Source organism: Mycoplana sp. BE70 (assembly GCF_031455855.1).
Classification (GTDB): domain Bacteria; phylum Pseudomonadota; class Alphaproteobacteria; order Rhizobiales; family Rhizobiaceae; genus Mycoplana.
In genome coordinates, this window is record NZ_JAVDTM010000003.1 from 213,619 (window position 1) to 232,093 (window position 18,475).

The following is an 18,475-nucleotide window of genomic DNA, read 5'->3' on the forward strand; positions in this document are numbered from 1 at the left end:
CGCATCCATCTGAAGACGCGCTAGCGGACGACCGGACCGTTTGCCTTCTTCCAGGCGGCCATCCCGCCCTCGATGTGGCAGGCGTTGGTCAGCCCGGCATCCTGGGCGGCCTCGACCGCCATGGCCGAGCGTTCGCCGAAGGCGCAGTAAAAGACGATTCGCCGACCGGTCGTGGCGGCGAGTTCATGCAGCATCCCGCCAGCGCCGACGTTCTCCTGCAGATCCGGATAGGGCGCGTGGAGCGAGCCAGGGATGGTTCCGTGCTTTTGACGCTCGGCCGTCTCACGCAGGTCGACGATCACGACATCGCGGCTGTTGCGCAACGCCAACGCCTCTGCCGCCGTTACCGCCCACCCCCTCCGGGCGATCTCTTCCTGATGGAGGCCGACCCGCATGTTGGCCGGAACGGCCACGTCCATCATCTTCGGGTTGGGCAGGTGCAAGTTGTTCATCACGTCGACGTACTCGTCGACGGAGCCGACCCTCAGCCTGGGATTGAACCGCTTCTCCTCACCGATGGTCGAGACCGTGTCGCCCTTGTAGTCGTGCGCCGGATAGACCAGCGTTTCCTCCGGCAGCTTGAGCAGCTTGTTGAAGATGGAGTCGTATTGCTGCCGCGGATCGCCGTTCTGGAAGTCGGTCCGCCCGGTGCCGCGGATCAGCAGCGTGTCGCCGGTGAACACACGCCCGCCCATCAGGAAGGAGTAGGAATCGTCGGTGTGGCCGGGCGTGTAGAGCACGTCGAGGCTCAGGCCCTCGATCGCGATCCGGTCGCCTTCGGAAACACGCATGGAAACGACATCGGCTGCCGTCTGCTCGCCCATCACCGTTATGCAATGGGTGCGGTCGCGCAACGCGCCGAGGCCGGTCACGTGATCGGCGTGCAGGTGGGTGTCAACCGCCTTGACGAGCTTGAGATCCAGTTCCTCCACCAGGCGCAGGTATCGATCGACCTTTTCAAGCACCGGGTCGATGATCAGCGCCTCGCCTCCCGACCGGCTGGCGATGAGGTAGGTGTAGGTGCCGGAGACACTGTCGAAGAGCTGGCGGAAAATCATCGGCACCCTCCATCAACCGTTCACCGTACCGGGATGCCGCCTGCCTCACGTCCCCGGCTGCGGCACGATCCGGATGTACGGCTTGGGCGCACGCCAGCCATCGGGATATTGTTTCCGCGCGTCGTCGTCAGATACGGAGCCGGCAATGATCACGTCCTCGCCCTGCTTCCAGTTGACTGGGGTCGCAACCTTGTGCTGCGCCGTCAGTTGCAGCGAGTCGATTACCCGCAGCACCTCGTCGAAATTGCGCCCCGTGGTCATCGGATAGACCAGGATCAGCTTGACCTTCTTGTCGGGGCCGATGACGAAGACGTTGCGCACGGTCTGGTTGTCGGCAGGTGTCCGTGTGGCCGGGTCGCCCGACACCGAGGCCGGCAACATGCCATAGAGCTTCGAGACGCTGAAATCGACGTCGGCGATCATCGGGAAATTGGGCGCATGCCCCTGCGTTTCCTCGATATCGCTCGCCCATCCGGCGTGACGATCGAGCGGATCGACGGAAAGGCCGATGATCTTGACGCCGCGCCGGTCGAATTCCGGCTTTATCTTCGCCATGTAGCCGAGTTCCGTGGTGCAAACCGGCGTGAAGTCCTTCGGGTGCGAGAACAGCACGGCCCAGGAATCACCGAGCCAGTCGTGGAACCGGATCTCGCCTTCGGTCGTCTGCGCCTGGAAGTCCGGCGCCACATCGTTGATAGCAAGCGTCACCACACACCTCCTCGTCTTTCAAAGACGATGATCAGGGAACGAAGGCGCACAAGTTTGCACCAATCGACCCATTAGGCAACGCTAATGTTGATTGATCAATACTACCGTATCGGGAAGACGATCGTGGGACCATCGCGCAAAAAATGCACCAGGATCCGGAAGCGACCTAGCCGTTCTTGTATAGCATCCAATCCTTGCCGTCGGGCCCGCCGTCGTTGCCGCCGCGGTGGACGACGAGGCGATTGCCGCCAGCCGACTGTGCCTGCTGCAGCGCCTTTTCGGCGAAGGTGACCAGATCGAAGGCATTTCCAATCCCGTCCACCATGCACACGCCGGCCGAGAACGTGAGGCAGCCGAGGTTGCGCGTCGTCTCGGGGTGTCGCAGTGGTGCTGCCGCAAAGGCCGAACGCAGCATCGCCAATAACCGGACGATCTCGTTTTCGTCGGACGTATAGAACAGGAAGCCGAAACGCAGCCCGTCGAAACGGCTGACAACGTCGGTCGCCGGCGTCGCTCGCTTCACCAGGGCGCCATAGTGGCGGATCAGGTAGTCGTTCAGCGCCTCGGACTGAGCGGGCGAAAAGCGCTTTGAGACATCAACATCAACGATGGCCAGGCCGCAGGACACCGGCAATTCGGGATGGGCGTAGACCTTGGCGACCGCCTTGTTGAAGGCACGGCGATTGCCCAGACCCGTCGCCGCATCGGCGAACTTGGTTGCCTCGAACGAAGCCAGGTCGCGCTGGATCGCGTCCATGTTCTCCGATTGCGCTGCGACGCTCGCCGCCATCGCGGCATTGCGGGTGGCCTGTTGTTCGGTCGCCTGGCGCAGCCGCTCGATCGACAGGCCAAGCGCGGAGGACGACTCCGGGCTATCGGCGGAGATCGCCTGCGATGCCTCTCCGATCAAACGGCCATAGTCGCTGAGCGAGATCTCCTCCTGCTGCAGCAACGCCATGAAGTTGGCCATCTCGTCGCGGACGGCGCCGGCCGAGCGTTGCAGCACGCCTTCTTCGTGATGGTGGGGGAGATACTTGCGGCCAAGCTCGTCCAGAGACGCTTGCGTCTTGAATTTGCCAAGAGCGACAAACTCGCGGACCAGATCAGGATTGGCGCCCGCATAGGCCTCGTAGACCAGTTCATAATTTCGCGGCAGCGCGTCGATGCCCATCTGGTGCATCGCTGTGGCGATACGCAAGGCAATGTCGTTCGTCGAGGATTTCCTCTGGTTCATGTTCATGCACCCACTCCCCTGTTCTGTCTGCATTACCAGCGATCGGTTACGAAGCATCTAACGCGCGGCGCCATTGGACGCGATTTTCCGCAAGCTCGTTCACCGTGTCCTTAAAACTTGGCATCCGGCCGTCAAAGGCTGTAAAGCGAGGGCCATCAAACGCAAAGAAGGGGCGAGATGGCAAAGGTCATCGACACGAGGATGGATCCCGAAGCAACCCTTGAGGAAGCAGTCGCGGTACTTGCGAGAGGCTTGCCGATCGCGATACCGACGGAAACGGTCTACGGCCTGGCGGCGGACGCGACCAATCCGGAGGCCATCGCCCGCATTTACGAAACCAAGGGACGGCCACGCTTCAATCCGCTGATATGCCACATGGCCGATCTGGAGATGGCCGAACGGTATGCCTGTTTTGATCCGCTGTCCCGCCAGATCGCCGAAGCGTTCTGGCCGGGTCCGCTGACGCTGGTCCTGCCGGTAAGGGCGAATACGTCCATTCATCCGCTCGTCTGTGCCGGGCTCGACACGGTGGGCATCCGCGTGCCCTCCGGCTTTGCCAATCGGTTGATTGCCGCGTTCGGACGGCCGCTCGCGGCACCGAGCGCGAACACGTCGGGGCGGATCAGCCCGACGAGCGCCGGCCACGTCAATGCCGATCTCGGCGACAGGATCGAACTGATCCTCGACGGCGGCGCGGCCAAAGTGGGGCTGGAATCCACCATCCTGAAGGTGGTCGATGGTGCCGTCCACCTTCTTCGGCCCGGCGGGCTCGACGTCTCCGACGTCGAAAGGCTGACCGGCAGCAAGGTGATCCGGCAGAAGAGCGCCGGAGCGACGATCGAGGCGCCGGGCATGCTTGCCTCACACTATGCGCCGGCGGCGGGCGTGCGGCTCAATGCCAGTCGCGTCGCTCCGGGTGAAGCGCTGATCCGCTTTGGAGGAACGGCGCTGCCGGGCGAGGAAAGTGCGGCCATCGTGCTCGACCTGAGCCCGACCGGCGACCTGCGCGAGGCGGCCGCCAACCTTTTCGGCCATATGCAGAAGGCGGACGCGACCGGCGCCCGCTCGATCGCATTCTCGCCAATTCCCGCCACGGGCCTGGGTGAGGCAATCAATGACCGGCTCGAACGCGCAGCCGCCCCCAGGAGTTGAACGAGGACCGCCATGACTGCACTCCCGGCTGATCTGATTTCCCGCTTTTCCGCCATCACCGGCGAGAAATTTGCACTCACCGATGCGAGCGCAGTCGCCCCCTATCTGGTCGAGACGCGGGGAATCTTCCACGGAACGACCCCGCTGGTGTTGCGACCGGGGAGCGTCGGCGAGATCTCCGAGATCCTCAAGCTCGCAACCGCGACCGACACCGCAATCGTGCCGCAGGGCGGCAACACCGGACACGTCGCGGGGCAGATTCCGCGGGAGGGTGCTGCCGATGTCGTGCTCTCGCTTTCCCGCCTGAACCGCATCCGCGACGTGGATCCGGTCGGCAATGTCATCGTCGTCGACGCCGGATGCGTGCTGGCCGACATCCAGAAGGCGGCCGAAGCGGCCGGCCGGCTCTTTCCTCTCTCGCTGGGATCGGAAGGCACGTGCCAGATCGGCGGCAATCTCTCGAGCAATGCGGGCGGCACCGCGGTGCTCGCCTACGGCAACGCCCGCCAGCTCTGCCTCGGACTGGAGGTGGTGCTGCCGACCGGCGAAGTGTGGGACGGGCTGCGGCGCCTGAAGAAGGACAATACCGGCTACGACCTGCGCGACCTCTTCATCGGCGCGGAAGGCACGCTCGGCGTCATCACGGGAGCGGTCATGAAGCTTGTTCCCCGTCCCGCTGGGCATGAGGTGGCCTTTGCCGGATTGCGCTCCGTGGCCGATACGCTGGCGCTGTTCGAATTGGCTTCGCAGCGCTGCGGTGAGGCGCTGACCGGCTTCGAACTGGTACCCCGGATCGGAATCGACTTCGCGTCGCGGCACATCCCCGGCGTCCGCGACCCGCTGCAAACGCGCCACGACTGGTATGCCCTGATCGACGTCTCGACCTCGGTCTCGGACGAGGCCGCTCGCGAGATGATCGAGGCGCTGCTCGCAGACGCCATTGAGAAGGAACTGGTCCAGGATGCCGTCATCGCTGCAAGCGGCGAGCAGCGGCGCGCGCTGTGGCACATGCGCGAAAGCCTGTCGCTGGCGCAAAGGCCCGAAGGCGGATCGATCAAGCACGACGTCTCCGTCCCCGTCTCCAGCATTCCGGCCTTCATGGCGGAAGCGGACGATGCCGTAACTGCGGTGATCCCGGGAGCGCGCATCTGCGCCTTCGGCCACATGGGTGACGGCAACATCCACTACAACATTTCCCAACCCGTCGGCGCAGACAAGCAGGCCTTTCTCGACCGGTGGAAGGACGTCAGCGCGGTCGTGCACGGCATCGTGCTGAAGTTCGGCGGCTCGATTTCCGCCGAGCACGGCATCGGCCAGTTGAAGCGCGACGAACTGGCCGAGATCCGCGCACCGATCGAAATCGACCTGATGCGCCGCATCAAGCACGCCTTCGATCCCGCCGGAATCATGAACCCGGGCAAGGTGCTGCAGACAGGCCTCTGACCGGACGCAAGCCGTGGCGCCCAGTCGGCCTGGCTACCTCCCGCCGCTTCGCAATTGTGCCACACTCCACAGCGTGTCGGCGCTGATGTTTCCGCCGCCACTGAGAACGGCAACGGCACCGGACGTCTCGCTGTAGTTCTCCAGGTCGTAGAGGACGGCGAACTTGGTGATCATCTTCGACACCTTTTCCGGATCTTGCAGATCCTTCAGGTCCATATAGCGCTTGATCAGTTCGGCCTGAGCATCGATGTCGGCGCCGCCGATCTCGTCTGGGAGACCATGGAGGGTCTTGAAGACCTGATACAGGGCGTCATCGGCGAGAATGTCGTAGGCGCTGGAGATCGAATTCACGCTGCGCTCGAAATAGAGTGCCAGACGAACACCCGCATTGTCTTCGCCCGCTTCGACCTCCATGGCCTGGCGGACGTAATAGTCGAGGGTCTGATAGATGCCGCGACGTGTCTGGATCGCTGTGTCATGCGGACGCTCCACCTGGCCCGACGCACCAAAATTGAACGAGGCGGCGATGGTGCGGTAGCTCCGGTTGGGCTGCTGGTTGGCGAAGCTGTCCGGATCGTCGAGGTCGGAGGCAAAGATCTGCGCCATGAACCCTTCCGGGACAGTCTTCGGATCGATGTTATTTGCCTCCAGGACGAAGTTGACGAGCCGCGAATTGGCAAGAAACTCCTTGAGCGATCCGATTGTCTGGATCTGCTCGGCGTAATATTTCGCCTCAGCCTCCGCCTTCTTCTTGTCGTCTGCCGTGCCGAACCGGGACTTTTCGATCACATAGGCCTTGGAGACAATCTGGATCTCCGCCCCGGTCTGGGCCATGACGGGCACGTCGATGGCGCCCTTCTCGTCAAAATTGAAGGCCTTGGCCAATTCGAGATAGCGGCTGTCCTTCAGGCGGTACACATAACTCTTAGGATCGTTGAGGTCGCTCAACATGACCTGCTTGATCTTGTAGGCACTCTCGCTGCTCGGATTGAGACCGAAGGCATTGAGCGCGAGCTTGTAGATGCTCGGCGTCGTGAGGAATTCGTCGACGTTGGTGAGCAGCCCGGCCTTCACCTTGTATTCCCTGATGAGTTTCTCGTCGGCTGCATCGTCCGCGTCATTGTAGCGGGTCATGTAGAGACGACCGGCCTCGGCGGTCTTTTCGGCGCTCTGCGCCTGGTCGCCGGCCGCGAGCGTGCCGTCCGGCTGAAAGTTGAATGCCCTGGCCAGGGCGACATATCTCTCGTCGCCTTTGCCGACCGTATGGATATAGCTGCCTGGATCGTCCGGATCGCTGGTCAGGATGTTCTTGATCGTCGACGGCATGATGGTGACGCCGTTCAGATCGTAGGCAACCTTGATGTAATTCAGGACACGGGTGTCCCTAAGAAGCTCATCGACCGTGGTGGCGGTGGCAACGGCTCCCTCGAAGTGCGCCTTTGTCAAGAGGGCCGCGGCAGAGGTCACGCGCGGGGTGGAGAGCACATAGGCCTTGTTGGTGGCTGTCTTCTGCACCTCCGTCTGCGCCAGCGTGCCGGCCGGCAGGGTTCCGTCAGTATTGAAATTGTAGGCAGCCGCCAGCGCCAGAAATTTCTCCGCCGAGGAGATCTGGGCATTCCAGCCGGAAACTTTCGACTTCAGCGCCGCCTTTGCCTGGGCGGACAGGTCGGGATCGGCAAGCTGAGCGTTCGCAGCGGCGATCTTCGCCGTGTAGTCGACAATCGCTGCACCGAACGTCTGGTTCACATAGCTGTCGGGATCGTCGAGATCGCTCGTCAGCGCACCGCGCACGGCCTGGTAGGAAAACGTGGCCGGGTCGATGCCGAAGGCCGTGAAGACGTAGGCCCTCATCCGCTCGTTCTGAAGCAACTGGTCGACGGTCGTGACCTTGTCGACGACGATGTTGTAGTAGCGCGTCTCTTCCTGCTGCACCTTGCCGGCGTTGTTTACCGTCGCCGTATAGAGCCCGATCACCTCATCCAACTGGGCATCTGACTGGGCAACCGCGGTTTCGCTCTGAAACGAAAAGGACTGCGCAAAGGTACGGTATTTGGTATCGGTCAGACGATTGACGAAGCTGTTGGAGTCGGCCAGATCGCTTTCCAGGACCTTGCGCATGAAAGCCTTGGCATAGGCCATCTCCTCCAGCCCATACGCCTTCATCGCATAATTGTAGAGCCGGTAATCATCCAGGAATTCGTCGACCGAGCCGACCTTGCCGATGTTCGCCTTATAGTACTCGGCCTCGCGCGCATTGATTGTCTGCTGCGAAACGCGGTTCAGCGACGTCAGCAGATCCTTGGCGAAGAGATTATAGCTCGTATAGGTCGAAAGCATTGCAAGACTATCCCTTTTGCACCTTGCTGCAGCAGGCGGCGCACGCGTGCACCATTGCTTTTCCGAGCCTAGCCGGATTGCCTTGTCCGGGGCTGTCGAACCGACGCATTGACGAAACGGAAACCCTGACCAAGCGGCATTTTGCTAACCATCTGCCCGGGCAAAGTTTTCTTAACCGCGATTTTTAAGCGGAGCGGAAGATACGGCGCCTATTCTTCCCGTCACACACAGAGGGACGAAAAAGTCCCCGGAGAAGACCGGTCACCGGCTCTCAAGGAAGACAAGGGCGAAAGACATGTTGAACACCGTTTCCAAGCCGGCCTGGGCCGGAAGCACACTTCGGCTCGACCCCAAGCGGTTCCCCCAGCAGATCACCTATGCCCTGCGCAGCGATATGAGCGACGTCACGATCACGCTCGACGAGCGCGGCGCCGTACTGCGCAAGATCCTGCCCTCCAGCGGCCTGCCGCTTTCGTTTGCCCTGCCCGCCCGCGCCTTCAAGGGCGTGGCCGCTCGCGCGATCGACCACGGCAATGGCGAAGTCACGGTGACGCTCGAACTGCACCACGATGATCCGGACCTCTGCATTCCACTGCTCGTCGCGCACGACCTCTGCGATATCGCCGCGGACTGGCGCAGCTGGGCCGACGCATATCGCATCCCGATGCTGATGGTCGAGGCCGACGGGGTCGCCCGGCCGCTGGAGATGCACCTCGGCTCGCTTCCCGCCCGCCCGGCACGCAAGCGTCGCCACCACACCTACTTCGCCGATCGCCGGCCGCGCTTTCTCGTTCGCCGCTCGACCGGCGATCTCGGCCTGAAGATGATGATCGACGGCCGCGAAATCATCGCGCGCCGCTGAGCATGCAATGACGACATGAACCCATAGGGCGTTTGCGCTTCCTCCAGTCGCGACGACGACCTATCCTTTTGGCAATTCGGCTCGCGATCGCGCGCCGAAACGCCCATAGCCGGCCGCCCCCTGCGGTCGGCTTTTTTCGTTCGCTGCTCTCCCAGGACCACTTCTGACACCCGACAAGGGAAGCGCGCAGCGACCGCTTATCAGCAAGGCCCTCCCCTCTCGTCGTGCATATCCGGAAAGCCGATGCGGCGCTCCTTCAGGGGGTCGCCCGGCGCGCCACCGTTTCGGGCTGGTGATTTACACCCCGACGCTCCATACACCCCCGTCGGCGCCACTTGCTGCGTTACGGTAAAGCAATCAGAGATTGACAACCGGATATGAAACCGCACATTGCACTGCGGTTTTTTTCAACGTCGGGAAGTCACTATATGTCGCGTGAACTTGGTACTGATCGTGAATTGCAAGCAACCAAGGCCGTCATCGGCGAATTGGCGAAACATCTCGACGTCAATATCTGCCTGGAACTTTGGGACGGCACGATCATCCCGCTCGGTGAAGGCGCCCAGGAAGAGATCCGCTTCGTCATCGCTTCCGCCAACGTGCTGCGCCGCCTGCTGCGCCAGCCGTCGCTGATCAGCGTTGCCGAACTCTACGCGACGGGCGACCTCGACGTCGTCGGCGCCAACCCGATCGATGCGATGCGCCAGGTCGACCACTTGCAGTTCCTCTCACTGCCACGCAAGGTCAATAAGGCGCGCATGCTGAAGATGGCCCTGCCGATCCTTCTGAAGAGCTATTCCGTCTCCTCCTTCGTCAAGCGCTTCACGAAAAAGGCCGGCGTCACGCCGACCAGCGGCCGGAACGACAAGGAGATGATCGGCTTCCACTACGACCTCTCCAACGAGTTCTACGAACTCTTCCTCGACAAGGAGATGGTGTATTCTTCCGCCTATTTCCCAACGCCCGACTCCTCGCTCGACGAGGCGCAGTTGAACAAGCTCGACCTCATCTGCCGCAAGCTGCGCCTTGCGCCCGGCGACAAGCTGTTCGACCCCGGCTGCGGCTGGGGTGGCCTGCTCTGCTATGCCGCTCGACACTATGGCGTTGAGGCCTATGGCACGACACTGTCGGAGGAGCAGTTCGCGCACGTGAAGACCAAGGTCGCGAACATGGGCCTCGGCGACCGGGTCAAGGTGGAACTGCGCGACTGCCGCAGCCTCGCAGACGACCAGATCTTCGACAAGATCGCCCAGGTCGAGATGATCGAGCATGTCGGCATCGCCAACCACCAGGACTTCTACAAGTACCTGCGCAAGCACATGCGCCCGCGCGGCGTCTATTTCGGTCAGGCCAGCTTCCGCCGCAACACGGCGCGGCTGGAAGACTTCCCGCGGCTGACGCCCTACATGCAGTTCATCATCAAGTACATTTTCCCGGGCGGCGAGCTGGATCATATCGGCATGACGACGGGCGCGCTGGAGCAGGCCGGCTTCGAAGTGCACGAAGTCGAGGCCGTGCGCGAACATTTCGGCCACACGACGGAGCACTGGGTGCGCCGTCTCTACGACCGCAAGGAAGAGGGCGCTGCCCTCGTCGGCATGCCGCAGACGCGCATCTGGCTGCTCTATCTCTCGCTCTGCGCCCTCTCGTTCCACCGTGGCGCGCTCAACGCATTCCAGGTCGTCGCCACCAACCGCCGCTCCGGCGCTTCAGGCATCGGCTTCGATCGCACGACGATCTATGGCGGCGCACGCCGGGTGGATCCGGACGACGCGCGGGCGAATATCCTGAAATCCGCCTGAAACCTCAGGCGAAAGGCAATGCGGCGAGAAGGCCGATAAACACGATCAGACCGACGACCCCGTTGAACTTGAACAGCGCCAGGCACTGTTCGGGGTCGTCGATATCGATCGTCACGATCTGCCAGACCAGCATCCCGGTGGCGACGGCGAGCCCGAGATAGGCGAGGACGCCGACACCGGCGAGAGCGAACGACGCGAGGATCAGCAGCACAGACAGTCCATAAAGGGTGACGAGCCACTGGCGGGTTCGCTCCGCAAACAGCCGCGCGGTCGAGCGAACACCGATCAAGGCATCATCTTCCTTGTCCTGGTGGGCGTAGATCGTGTCGTAGCCGATCGTCCAGACAACGGCGCCGCCATAGAGCGCGATAGCGGCGAGCGACAGCGTGCCGAACTGCGCCGACCAGCCCATCAGCGCGCCCCAGGAGAAGGCCAGCCCGAGAAAGAACTGCGGCCAGTCGGTGAAGCGCTTGGCGAAGGGATAGATCGCGACGATCGCAAGCGAAGCTACACCAAGCATGACCGAGAAGACATTGAACTGCAGGAGAACCAGCAACCCGACCAGCGCCTGTAGGGCGATGAACAGCTTCGCCTGGCCACGCGTGACGCGGCCCGACGGCAACGGCCGCGAGCGCGTTCGCGCCACCGCCTTGTCGATCTCGTGGTCGACCAGATCGTTATAGGTGCAGCCGGCACCGCGCATGGCGATCGAGCCGATGACGAACAGCAGCAGGTGCCAGACAAACTGCGACAGTGAGTAGGAGGAAGCTGCCCGCGCCACGTTGGCGGCGAGTGCGGCCGACCACAGGCAGGGCCACATCAGCAGCTGCCAGCCGATCGGCCGGTCCCAGCGGGCGAGTTGCGCATAGGGCCAGAGCGAGCGGGGAAGAACGCGATAGACCCAGTTGTCGGAGGGCGCGTCGGCAACGCGTCCGGAATCGGGATTGATGCTCATGCACCTAGTTCGCAGTCCGGCTGGCTCGGGTCAAGGTCGATGTGCGGGATTGCCGATCCGGGCAGCAGGACGCCGAACCTGGCGTGCAGAGGCGTGTCATCGCAAAGTGAACCGCACCTTCTATTGTCACACCCCGATTCCCGCAAACGCAGCACTTGACGTTTAGCCCCCACCCGCTTAACCGGCGGGCACACTCAGATTGCAGGGGATTGGCCATGAAGGTTTTGTTGATCGGTTCGGGCGGGCGCGAGCACGCATTGGCCTGGAAGATTGCCCAGTCGCCACGCCTGACCACGCTCTATGCCGCTCCCGGCAATCCTGGCATGGCCGAATACGCGACGCTTGCAGCGCTCGACGTCGACAACCATGCGGCCGTCTCTGCCTTCTGCCGCGACAACGGCATCACCTTCGTCGTCGTCGGCCCCGAGGCACCGCTGGTGGCGGGACTGGCCGACCGGCTGCGCGCCGACGGCATCGACGTCTTCGGCCCCTCGGCCGCGGCCGCGCAACTGGAGGGCTCCAAGGGCTTCACGAAGGATCTCTGCGCCAACTACGCCATCCCGACCGGCGCCTACAGGCGCTTCACGGACGCGGCTTCGGCCAAGGCCTATGTGGACGAACAGGGCGCGCCGATCGTCATCAAGGCGGACGGGCTTGCCGCCGGCAAGGGCGTGACGGTGGCGATGACCGTCGACGAGGCGCTTTCGGCAATCGACGACTGCTTCGACGGCGCCTTCGGCGCGGCGGGAGCGGAAGTGGTTGTCGAGGCCTTCCTCGACGGCGAGGAGGCGAGCTTCTTCTGCCTCTGCGACGGCAAGAACGCCCTGCCGCTCGCCTCGGCCCAGGATCACAAGCGCGTCGGCGATGGCGATACCGGCCCGAACACGGGCGGCATGGGCGCCTACTCCCCTGCTCCCGTGATGACGGCGGAAATGGTCGAGCGGACGATGAAGGAGATCATCGAGCCCACCATTCGCGGCATGGCCGCCGACGGCCACCCGTTCACCGGCGTTCTCTTCGCCGGGCTGATGATCACGAAGAAGGGGCCGGAACTGATCGAGTACAACGTCCGCTTCGGCGATCCGGAGTGCCAGGTGCTGATGATGCGGCTTGAGAGTGACCTGCTCGAACTGCTCCACGCCGCGGCAACCGGCTCGCTCAACACGGTCTCCGCCACCTGGCGGGACGAGACGGCGCTGACAGTCGTGCTTGCGTCGAAGGGCTATCCGGGCGCTTACGACAAGAACACGCCGATCGGGTTCATTCCGGCGGACGGCGACACGACCAAAGTGTTTCATGCCGGCACAGCGCTGAAGAACGGCGAACTGGTCGCGACCGGCGGCCGGGTGCTGAACGCAACGGCGGTGGCGCCCACCGTCGCCGAGGCACAGGCCCGCGCCTACGCCCTGGCAGATCAGGTGAAATGGCAAAACGGCTTTTGCCGCCGGGATATCGGCTGGCGCGCGGTGGAACGCGAAAAGGTTTGAACCGGCCGACTTCGGCAAGCGGCACAAAACGACGCATCATTCAATTTTTACCAATTCTCCTGACCGGAACGTAACGGAAAACGCATAGTCTTTCCGTCGACCTTACGGGAGAACCAGTGATGCGTAGCCTCTTGCCAACCGTTGCATTTGCGCTTCTTGGCGCCCCTGCCCTTGCCTCCTCGATCGAACCGATCGCCTCCGGCGGCAAGGGCCAAGGTAGCATCCAGACGATTTCCTGCGCCGACTGCCCGGCACTGAAGGAAACGAAGCGGAGCAAGACCTACATCGTGCCCGACATCGAACCCGGCACGCAAAAGGTCGAGATCCGCGAAGTCGACGGTGAAAGAAAGGTCTTCCGCAGCGAGGCCTGGCTCGGCGGCTCGCCGGTGATTTTCGTCAGCAAGGCACCCGAAGAGGGCACGGGGAACACCGAGGCCACGGATTCGGCCGAAACCGGCAACATCATCGACCCCGAAGCCAAGACGGGCGCACTCGAAACCGGTTCGGCTGCAGTTGCCGCTACTGCCGCGGCAGGTTCGCAAGAGGCCGGTTCACGAGAGCTTGATCCGTCAGGATTTGAACTTCGGGTCAATTGACCCCATAGTAATAGCGTTCCCTGCCCCATCGGCCCCTCCAGGCTGATAGGGTATCTGCCGGCAAGGCAGATATCTTGCGCCCCTGAAGAGAAGCAGGGGCGCAAGCTTTATCAGCCGTCGGCATCGTCTTCCGCCAGGCGCGCGATGAGACCGTCGATCTCGGTATCGGCATATACGGCAATGCCGTGCCGTTTGAGACAGGCCGCCGTGACACCCGCGCCGGCCAGGCGCTTTCCAGAAAAACTACCGTCATAGACGAAGCCGGAGCCGCAAGACGGACTGCCGTCGATCAGAAGCGCATATCGGCAATCGTTCTCACGCGCGATGTCAAGAGCGCGCATGGCGCCCTCGACAAAACCCGTGGTCACGTCACCACCGGTCGCCTCCAGGACACGCCCGACACCGTCGAGGACTTCTTCTCCGGTCATCGCCGCCGCGATTTCGGCCGGCGGGCGCGGAACGGCAAAACCGCCCGCCAGCTCGGGACAGACCGTGACCAGCCGCCCCTCTTCCTGCCAGCGCGCTATCGCCTCGTGCAGCAGCGGCTTGGACGCGCCGTTGTAGCGAACCGGCAGGCCCATGAGACAGGCGCTGATGAGGATTTTTCCGGGCATCAGCACCTCTCCTTTTACCGGGAACCAGGCTTCCCAACGCGCAATGCTACGCGGTTCAGCGTTATCCCGCGATCTTCGAGAAATCCGCAACCGTGCCGGTGGCCGAGCGGATCGCGGCGAGCAGCGCCAGGCGGTTGGCCCGGATCGCCGCATCCTCGTCGTTGACGAGCACGTCATCGAAAAAGGTGTCAACCGGGGCGCGCAGCTTCGACAGCGCCGTCATGGCGGACTGGAAGTCCTCCTTGGCGACGGCGTCGGCTGCCTCGCCCGTGGCGACGACGATGGCATCGTGCAGGTCCTTCTCCGCGGCAATCCGGAACAGGTCGGAGGCAATGCCGTCGGCGACCACGGTGCCCTTCTTCTCCTCGGCGGCGAGAAGCTGCGTGGCGCGCTTGGTGCCGGCGAGCAGGTTCTGGCCGTCCTCGGAGGTGATGAAAGCCGTCAGCGCCTCGACGCGGCGGGCGACCATCAAGAGATCGTCGGCATCCGACGTCAGCACCGCGTCGATCAGGTCATGGCGGGCGCCGAGATCGCGCAGATAGACCTTCAGGCGGTCGTGGAAGAAGGACAGGAGATCGGCATCCTTGACGACCGACAGCAGCGGCAGGCGAACACCCTTCTCCAGAAGAATGCGGATGACGCCGAGCGCCGCCCGTCGCAACGCATAAGGATCCTTCGAGCCGGTCGGCTTTTCGTCGATCGCCCAGAAGCCGATCAGCGTATCCAGCTTGTCGGCCAGCGCGACGGTGATGGCGACGGGATCGGACGGTACGCGGTCGGACGGGCCTTGCGGCTTGTAATGATCCTCGATGGCCTCGGCGACGGCCTGAGGCTCGCCCTGCAGCAGCGCGTATTTGTGGCCCATGATGCCCTGGAGCTCAGGGAACTCACCAACGGCTTCGGTGCGCAGGTCGGCCTTGGTAAGCACCACGGCGCGATCGACGAGCGCGGCGTCGGCGCCGGTGACCTTGGCAAGCTGCGCCGCAAGCGCCCGGATGCGCTGCACGCGCTCACCCTGCGTTCCCAGCTTGGCGTGGAAGGTGACGTTCAGGGCGTCGAGCTTGGCCATGCGCTGGTCGAGCGGCTTCTTCAGGTCGAGGCCGAATTTTTCCGCCGAGGCGGCAAGCGTTTCCAGATCCGGCAGGTCGTGCTGGTCGCGGGTCCAGAAGTGGCGGGCGTCGGACAGGCGGGCGCGCACGACCTTGCCGTTGCCGTGGACGATCTCCTTGCCGCCATCCTTCGCCTCGATGTTGGCGACGAGAATGAAATGGTTGGACAGCCCTTCCCCGCCGGCCGGACGGGTGACGAAGCACTTCTGGTTCGTCTTGATCGTCAGGCGGATGATCTCCGCCGGGATCGCCAAAAATTCCTTCTCGAAGGTGCCCAAAAGCACCTGCGGCCATTCGACGAGGCCGGAGACCTCTTCGAGCAGCCCTTCGTCCTCGACCAGTTCAAGGCCGTTGGCAAAGGCGACATTGGCGGCATCCGCCGCGATGATCTGCTTGCGGCGTTCAGCGTCGAGGATGACGTTGGCCTTTTCCAGGCCGGCAACATAATCGGCGAAGCGGCGGACCGTGAAGGCCTCCGGGGCATGGAAGCGGTGGCCGTAGGTGACGTTGGACGCGACGATGCCGTCGATCTCGAACGGAATGACCCGCGTCTCCTCGGTTTCCGAGCCGAACACGCAGACGATCGACTGCAGCGGGCGGACCCAGCGCATCGCGCCCGGCCTGGCAGATGCCGCACCCGAACGCATCGACTTCGGCCAGGGGAAATTGCGGATGATGCCCGGCATCACCTCGGCGATGATCTCGTCGGCTGGCCGGCCCGGCTTGACGATGTGGGCGACGTAGAAATCGCCCTTCTTCGGATCCGAATGAACGTGGGCTTCGGAGATCGAGGCCAGTCCTGCCTTGCGCAAAAAGCCCTGGATCGCCTGCTCGGGAGCCGACGTTGCCGGTCCCTTGATATCCTCGCGCACGTCGCTCGAGCGCGCATTCAGGCCGCGGATGTCGAGCGTCAGCCGGCGCGGCGTCCAGTATTCCCGGGCGCCCTCGTAGGTGAGGCCGGCATCGACCAGCGCGTCGGTGACGAGCTTCTTCAGGTCGCCAGCCGCCTTGCGCTGCATGCGGGCGGGAATTTCCTCGGAACGGAGCTCAAGCAGAAGATCGGGCATTGGGGTGCTTTTCGTGGAGATCGTTGGACTGCGGCGGACTTAGCAAGCCCGGCGGCAAATGTCATCCGTTCGATGGCGGAAAAGTCTCAGGCCACGCCACTGCGCCTACCACCCGCCGCCGCCACCGCCGCCGCCACCACCGCCGGAGAAGCCGCCGCCGGAGCTGCCCGAAAAGCCGGACGACGAACTCTTGGGCGGGGGCGGCAGCGAGGATGTTATGGTGTCGGCCATGGAACCGGGGAAGTCGCCCATGCGATCGGCGAAATTACCGGAGCCGAAGCCGTCGCCGCTGTACCAGTTCGGATGGTACGCCGCTGCTGCCGCTGCCCCTGCTGCGGCAGCGGCAAGCCAGCGCTGGAAGGTCGCCGACCATGGCTTTTCGACGCCGAGCGCCACCGCATAGGGCAACAATGTCTCGTAGTGCTGCGGCGACATCTCCGGCACGCCCGCGAGATTCATCCGCTCCTTTTCGGCAAGCGTCAGGTACTGGCGCAGCCCGTCGATGCCGTCCATCATCTTCCGGCCGATCGGCGTCGGCGCGCCCATCAGGAAATAGAACAGCAGGTTCAGCAGGATGATCCCGCCGACTGCGGCAAGGATGGCGAGGTTGCCGCTTTCGACGCCGCTTGCGACCAGACCGGCAAGGACGGCACCGAAGATGCTCAGGAACACGAATCCGAAGAAGGCGACGATCACGACCGACATGATGCGCTGACCGAGGCTTCTGGCGCCTCTTAGCGATTTGCCGAAGGATACGGCGAAGACGGAGAGAAAGAAGGCCGCCGCCGCCGGGAAGACGACCAGCGCGATCCCGTCCTCGGACAGGTTGCCGAAAACGAGCAGCGCCAGCAGGCAGAGCGCCGACAGCACGACGCCACCGACGATATAGCCCCAGTTGGCGTGGTAGTACTTGCCGCGGTGCTCCGCTTCCATCGACTGGCGAAAGCGGGAACCGAGCGTCTGGACGCGGGTTCCGTTGGCCTTGTCGATGGTCAGGCTGTCGCCTTCGCCGTTCACCGATTTCAGCAGAACGCCCTCGCCCGTCGGAAGCTTGCCGTCCACCGGCTTTGCCGTGCGCGTGACGACGATCGACTGCTTCAGGTCGTTGAGCGTGACGTACCCCTTCACGGCGAGGTTCAGCAGGGCGGCCGACAGCGCCGTCCAGCCCTCGCCGCCGAAGCCCCGGTTGTCGATGTAGTTCACGAGCGCCGGCGAGGTGCCGTCCGGCGGATGCCACTGCGGTACGATGACGCCGCCGGCCGGGTCGCGTCCGGCGACGGTCCAGGCGCGCAGATAGTAGAGCGCGACCAGCGCCAGCCCGCCGATGCCGATCAGCGCTCCGGCATTGTCCTTGAGGAACCACAGCCGCTCCTGAGCAGCGCTCGGCCGGTCGATGCTGCCGGCTGGAAGCTTGACGCCGATCGTCAGCCCCTCGTGCGCGCCGAGCCCACGGGTCGTGACGAATTCGGCCTGGCTGCCGTTGAAATCGGCCCGCGCGTTCTTGCCGGTATCGCCATAGGCGCCGGTGAAAACGGACAGGTCCTGCGGCTCGACATCGTCGGGCAGCGTGACCGTCGCCGAGGCCTGCCGGATCGGAAACGCCCATTCCGTTCCGGTGACGTTCCAGAACAGTTCGTCATGGGCGTCGAAAAAGCGGATCTGGCGATCGGTCCGGTATGTCAACTCATAGGTGTGCGGCCCCGGATCGAGCAGCACATCGGAGGCGCCAAAATAGATGCGGATCGCCCCGCTCTCCTGTTCGGTGTGATAGGGCTCCGTATCGCCGTCCCGCAGCACGTCCAGGATCTCGAAGCCGACCTGCCGCTGCCGTCCCTGATCATCGACGAAGGTCAGCGGAAAGTCACGGTAGATGCCGCGGCGAATGAGATTGCCCTCGGCATTGACCTTGATAGTCTCGGTGACGGTCAACTCCCCATCCTTGGCCACGTCGATATCGGCATGGAAGGAGGAGATGAACTCCGCCGCCTGACCGACACCGGCCGTTAGAAGCGCAAACAGGAACAGGAGGCAGGTTGCGATCCGCGACATGG

14 protein-coding genes are annotated in these 18,475 nt (G+C 63.5%); 6 read left to right on the top strand and 8 right to left on the bottom strand.

Translation table 11 applies throughout. The features are described from left to right. Window positions 1–20: 20 nt before the first annotated feature. From J2Y48_RS07220 to J2Y48_RS07230, 3 genes are all read right to left on the bottom strand, one after another. The gene (locus J2Y48_RS07220; RefSeq protein WP_310414956.1) at window positions 21–1,058 is read right to left on the bottom strand and encodes an MBL fold metallo-hydrolase; all 1,038 of its coding nucleotides are present in this window, start codon (window positions 1,056–1,058) and stop codon (window positions 21–23) included. Between the two features lie 45 nt (window positions 1,059–1,103). Next, entirely contained in the window at window positions 1,104–1,766 is a 663-nt protein-coding gene (locus J2Y48_RS07225) for a peroxiredoxin (RefSeq protein ID WP_310414959.1), read from the bottom strand. Window positions 1,767–1,932: 166 nt separating this feature from the next. Next, window positions 1,933–3,006, bottom strand: a complete 1,074-nt coding sequence (locus J2Y48_RS07230; protein WP_310414962.1) for a diguanylate cyclase domain-containing protein — start codon at window positions 3,004–3,006, stop codon at window positions 1,933–1,935. 171 nt (window positions 3,007–3,177) lie between these two features. Here J2Y48_RS07230 and J2Y48_RS07235 point away from each other — a divergent pair, with 171 nt between their 5' ends. Both J2Y48_RS07235 and J2Y48_RS07240 read left to right on the top strand, forming a co-directional pair. Next, entirely contained in the window at window positions 3,178–4,152 is a 975-nt protein-coding gene (locus tag J2Y48_RS07235) for an L-threonylcarbamoyladenylate synthase (RefSeq protein WP_310414965.1), read from the top strand. 12 nt (window positions 4,153–4,164) lie between these two features. Further along, window positions 4,165–5,595 carry an FAD-binding oxidoreductase gene (locus J2Y48_RS07240; protein WP_310414968.1) on the top strand — a complete coding sequence of 477 codons (1,431 nt, stop codon included), beginning with the start codon at window positions 4,165–4,167 and terminating at the stop codon, window positions 5,593–5,595. Between the two features lie 33 nt (window positions 5,596–5,628). Here J2Y48_RS07240 and J2Y48_RS07245 read toward each other — a convergent pair whose 3' ends face one another. After that, on the bottom strand, window positions 5,629–7,932 hold the full coding sequence (locus tag J2Y48_RS07245; protein ID WP_310414970.1) for a DUF1217 domain-containing protein: 2,304 nt from the start codon (window positions 7,930–7,932) through the stop codon (window positions 5,629–5,631). A 295-nt stretch (window positions 7,933–8,227) separates the two neighbouring features. Here J2Y48_RS07245 and J2Y48_RS07250 point away from each other — a divergent pair, with 295 nt between their 5' ends. Further along, complete coding sequence (locus J2Y48_RS07250) at window positions 8,228–8,794, top strand: DUF6101 family protein (protein ID WP_310414973.1); 567 nt, start codon at window positions 8,228–8,230, stop codon at window positions 8,792–8,794. Window positions 8,795–9,222: 428 nt separating this feature from the next. Continuing rightward, on the top strand, window positions 9,223–10,596 hold the full coding sequence (locus tag J2Y48_RS07255) for a cyclopropane-fatty-acyl-phospholipid synthase family protein (RefSeq protein WP_310414975.1): 1,374 nt from the start codon (window positions 9,223–9,225) through the stop codon (window positions 10,594–10,596). Between the two features lie 4 nt (window positions 10,597–10,600). On the opposite strand, the gene ubiA is transcribed toward J2Y48_RS07255, so the two are convergent. After that, window positions 10,601–11,551, bottom strand: a complete 951-nt coding sequence (gene ubiA, locus J2Y48_RS07260) for a 4-hydroxybenzoate octaprenyltransferase (RefSeq protein WP_310414978.1) — start codon at window positions 11,549–11,551, stop codon at window positions 10,601–10,603. A 215-nt stretch (window positions 11,552–11,766) separates the two neighbouring features. Here ubiA and purD point away from each other — a divergent pair, with 215 nt between their 5' ends. Next, the gene (purD, locus tag J2Y48_RS07265; RefSeq protein ID WP_310414981.1) at window positions 11,767–13,038 is read left to right on the top strand and encodes a phosphoribosylamine--glycine ligase; all 1,272 of its coding nucleotides are present in this window, start codon (window positions 11,767–11,769) and stop codon (window positions 13,036–13,038) included. Between the two features lie 119 nt (window positions 13,039–13,157). Continuing rightward, window positions 13,158–13,634 carry a plant virulence effector HPE1-like domain-containing protein gene (locus tag J2Y48_RS07270; RefSeq protein WP_310414984.1) on the top strand — a complete coding sequence of 159 codons (477 nt, stop codon included), beginning with the start codon at window positions 13,158–13,160 and terminating at the stop codon, window positions 13,632–13,634. A gap of 110 nt (window positions 13,635–13,744) precedes the next feature. On the opposite strand, the gene J2Y48_RS07275 is transcribed toward J2Y48_RS07270, so the two are convergent. The 3 genes from J2Y48_RS07275 to J2Y48_RS07285 all read right to left on the bottom strand — a co-directional run bounded on the left by J2Y48_RS07275 (window position 13,745) and on the right by J2Y48_RS07285 (window position 18,473). Beyond that, the gene (locus tag J2Y48_RS07275) at window positions 13,745–14,248 is read right to left on the bottom strand and encodes a DUF523 domain-containing protein (protein ID WP_310414987.1); all 504 of its coding nucleotides are present in this window, start codon (window positions 14,246–14,248) and stop codon (window positions 13,745–13,747) included. A gap of 61 nt (window positions 14,249–14,309) precedes the next feature. Continuing rightward, window positions 14,310–16,424 carry a glycine--tRNA ligase subunit beta gene (gene glyS, locus J2Y48_RS07280; RefSeq protein ID WP_310414990.1) on the bottom strand — a complete coding sequence of 705 codons (2,115 nt, stop codon included), beginning with the start codon at window positions 16,422–16,424 and terminating at the stop codon, window positions 14,310–14,312. Between the two features lie 105 nt (window positions 16,425–16,529). Continuing rightward, window positions 16,530–18,473 carry a DUF2207 domain-containing protein gene (locus J2Y48_RS07285; RefSeq protein ID WP_310414992.1) on the bottom strand — a complete coding sequence of 648 codons (1,944 nt, stop codon included), beginning with the start codon at window positions 18,471–18,473 and terminating at the stop codon, window positions 16,530–16,532. Between the last annotated feature and the right edge of the window lie 2 nt (window positions 18,474–18,475).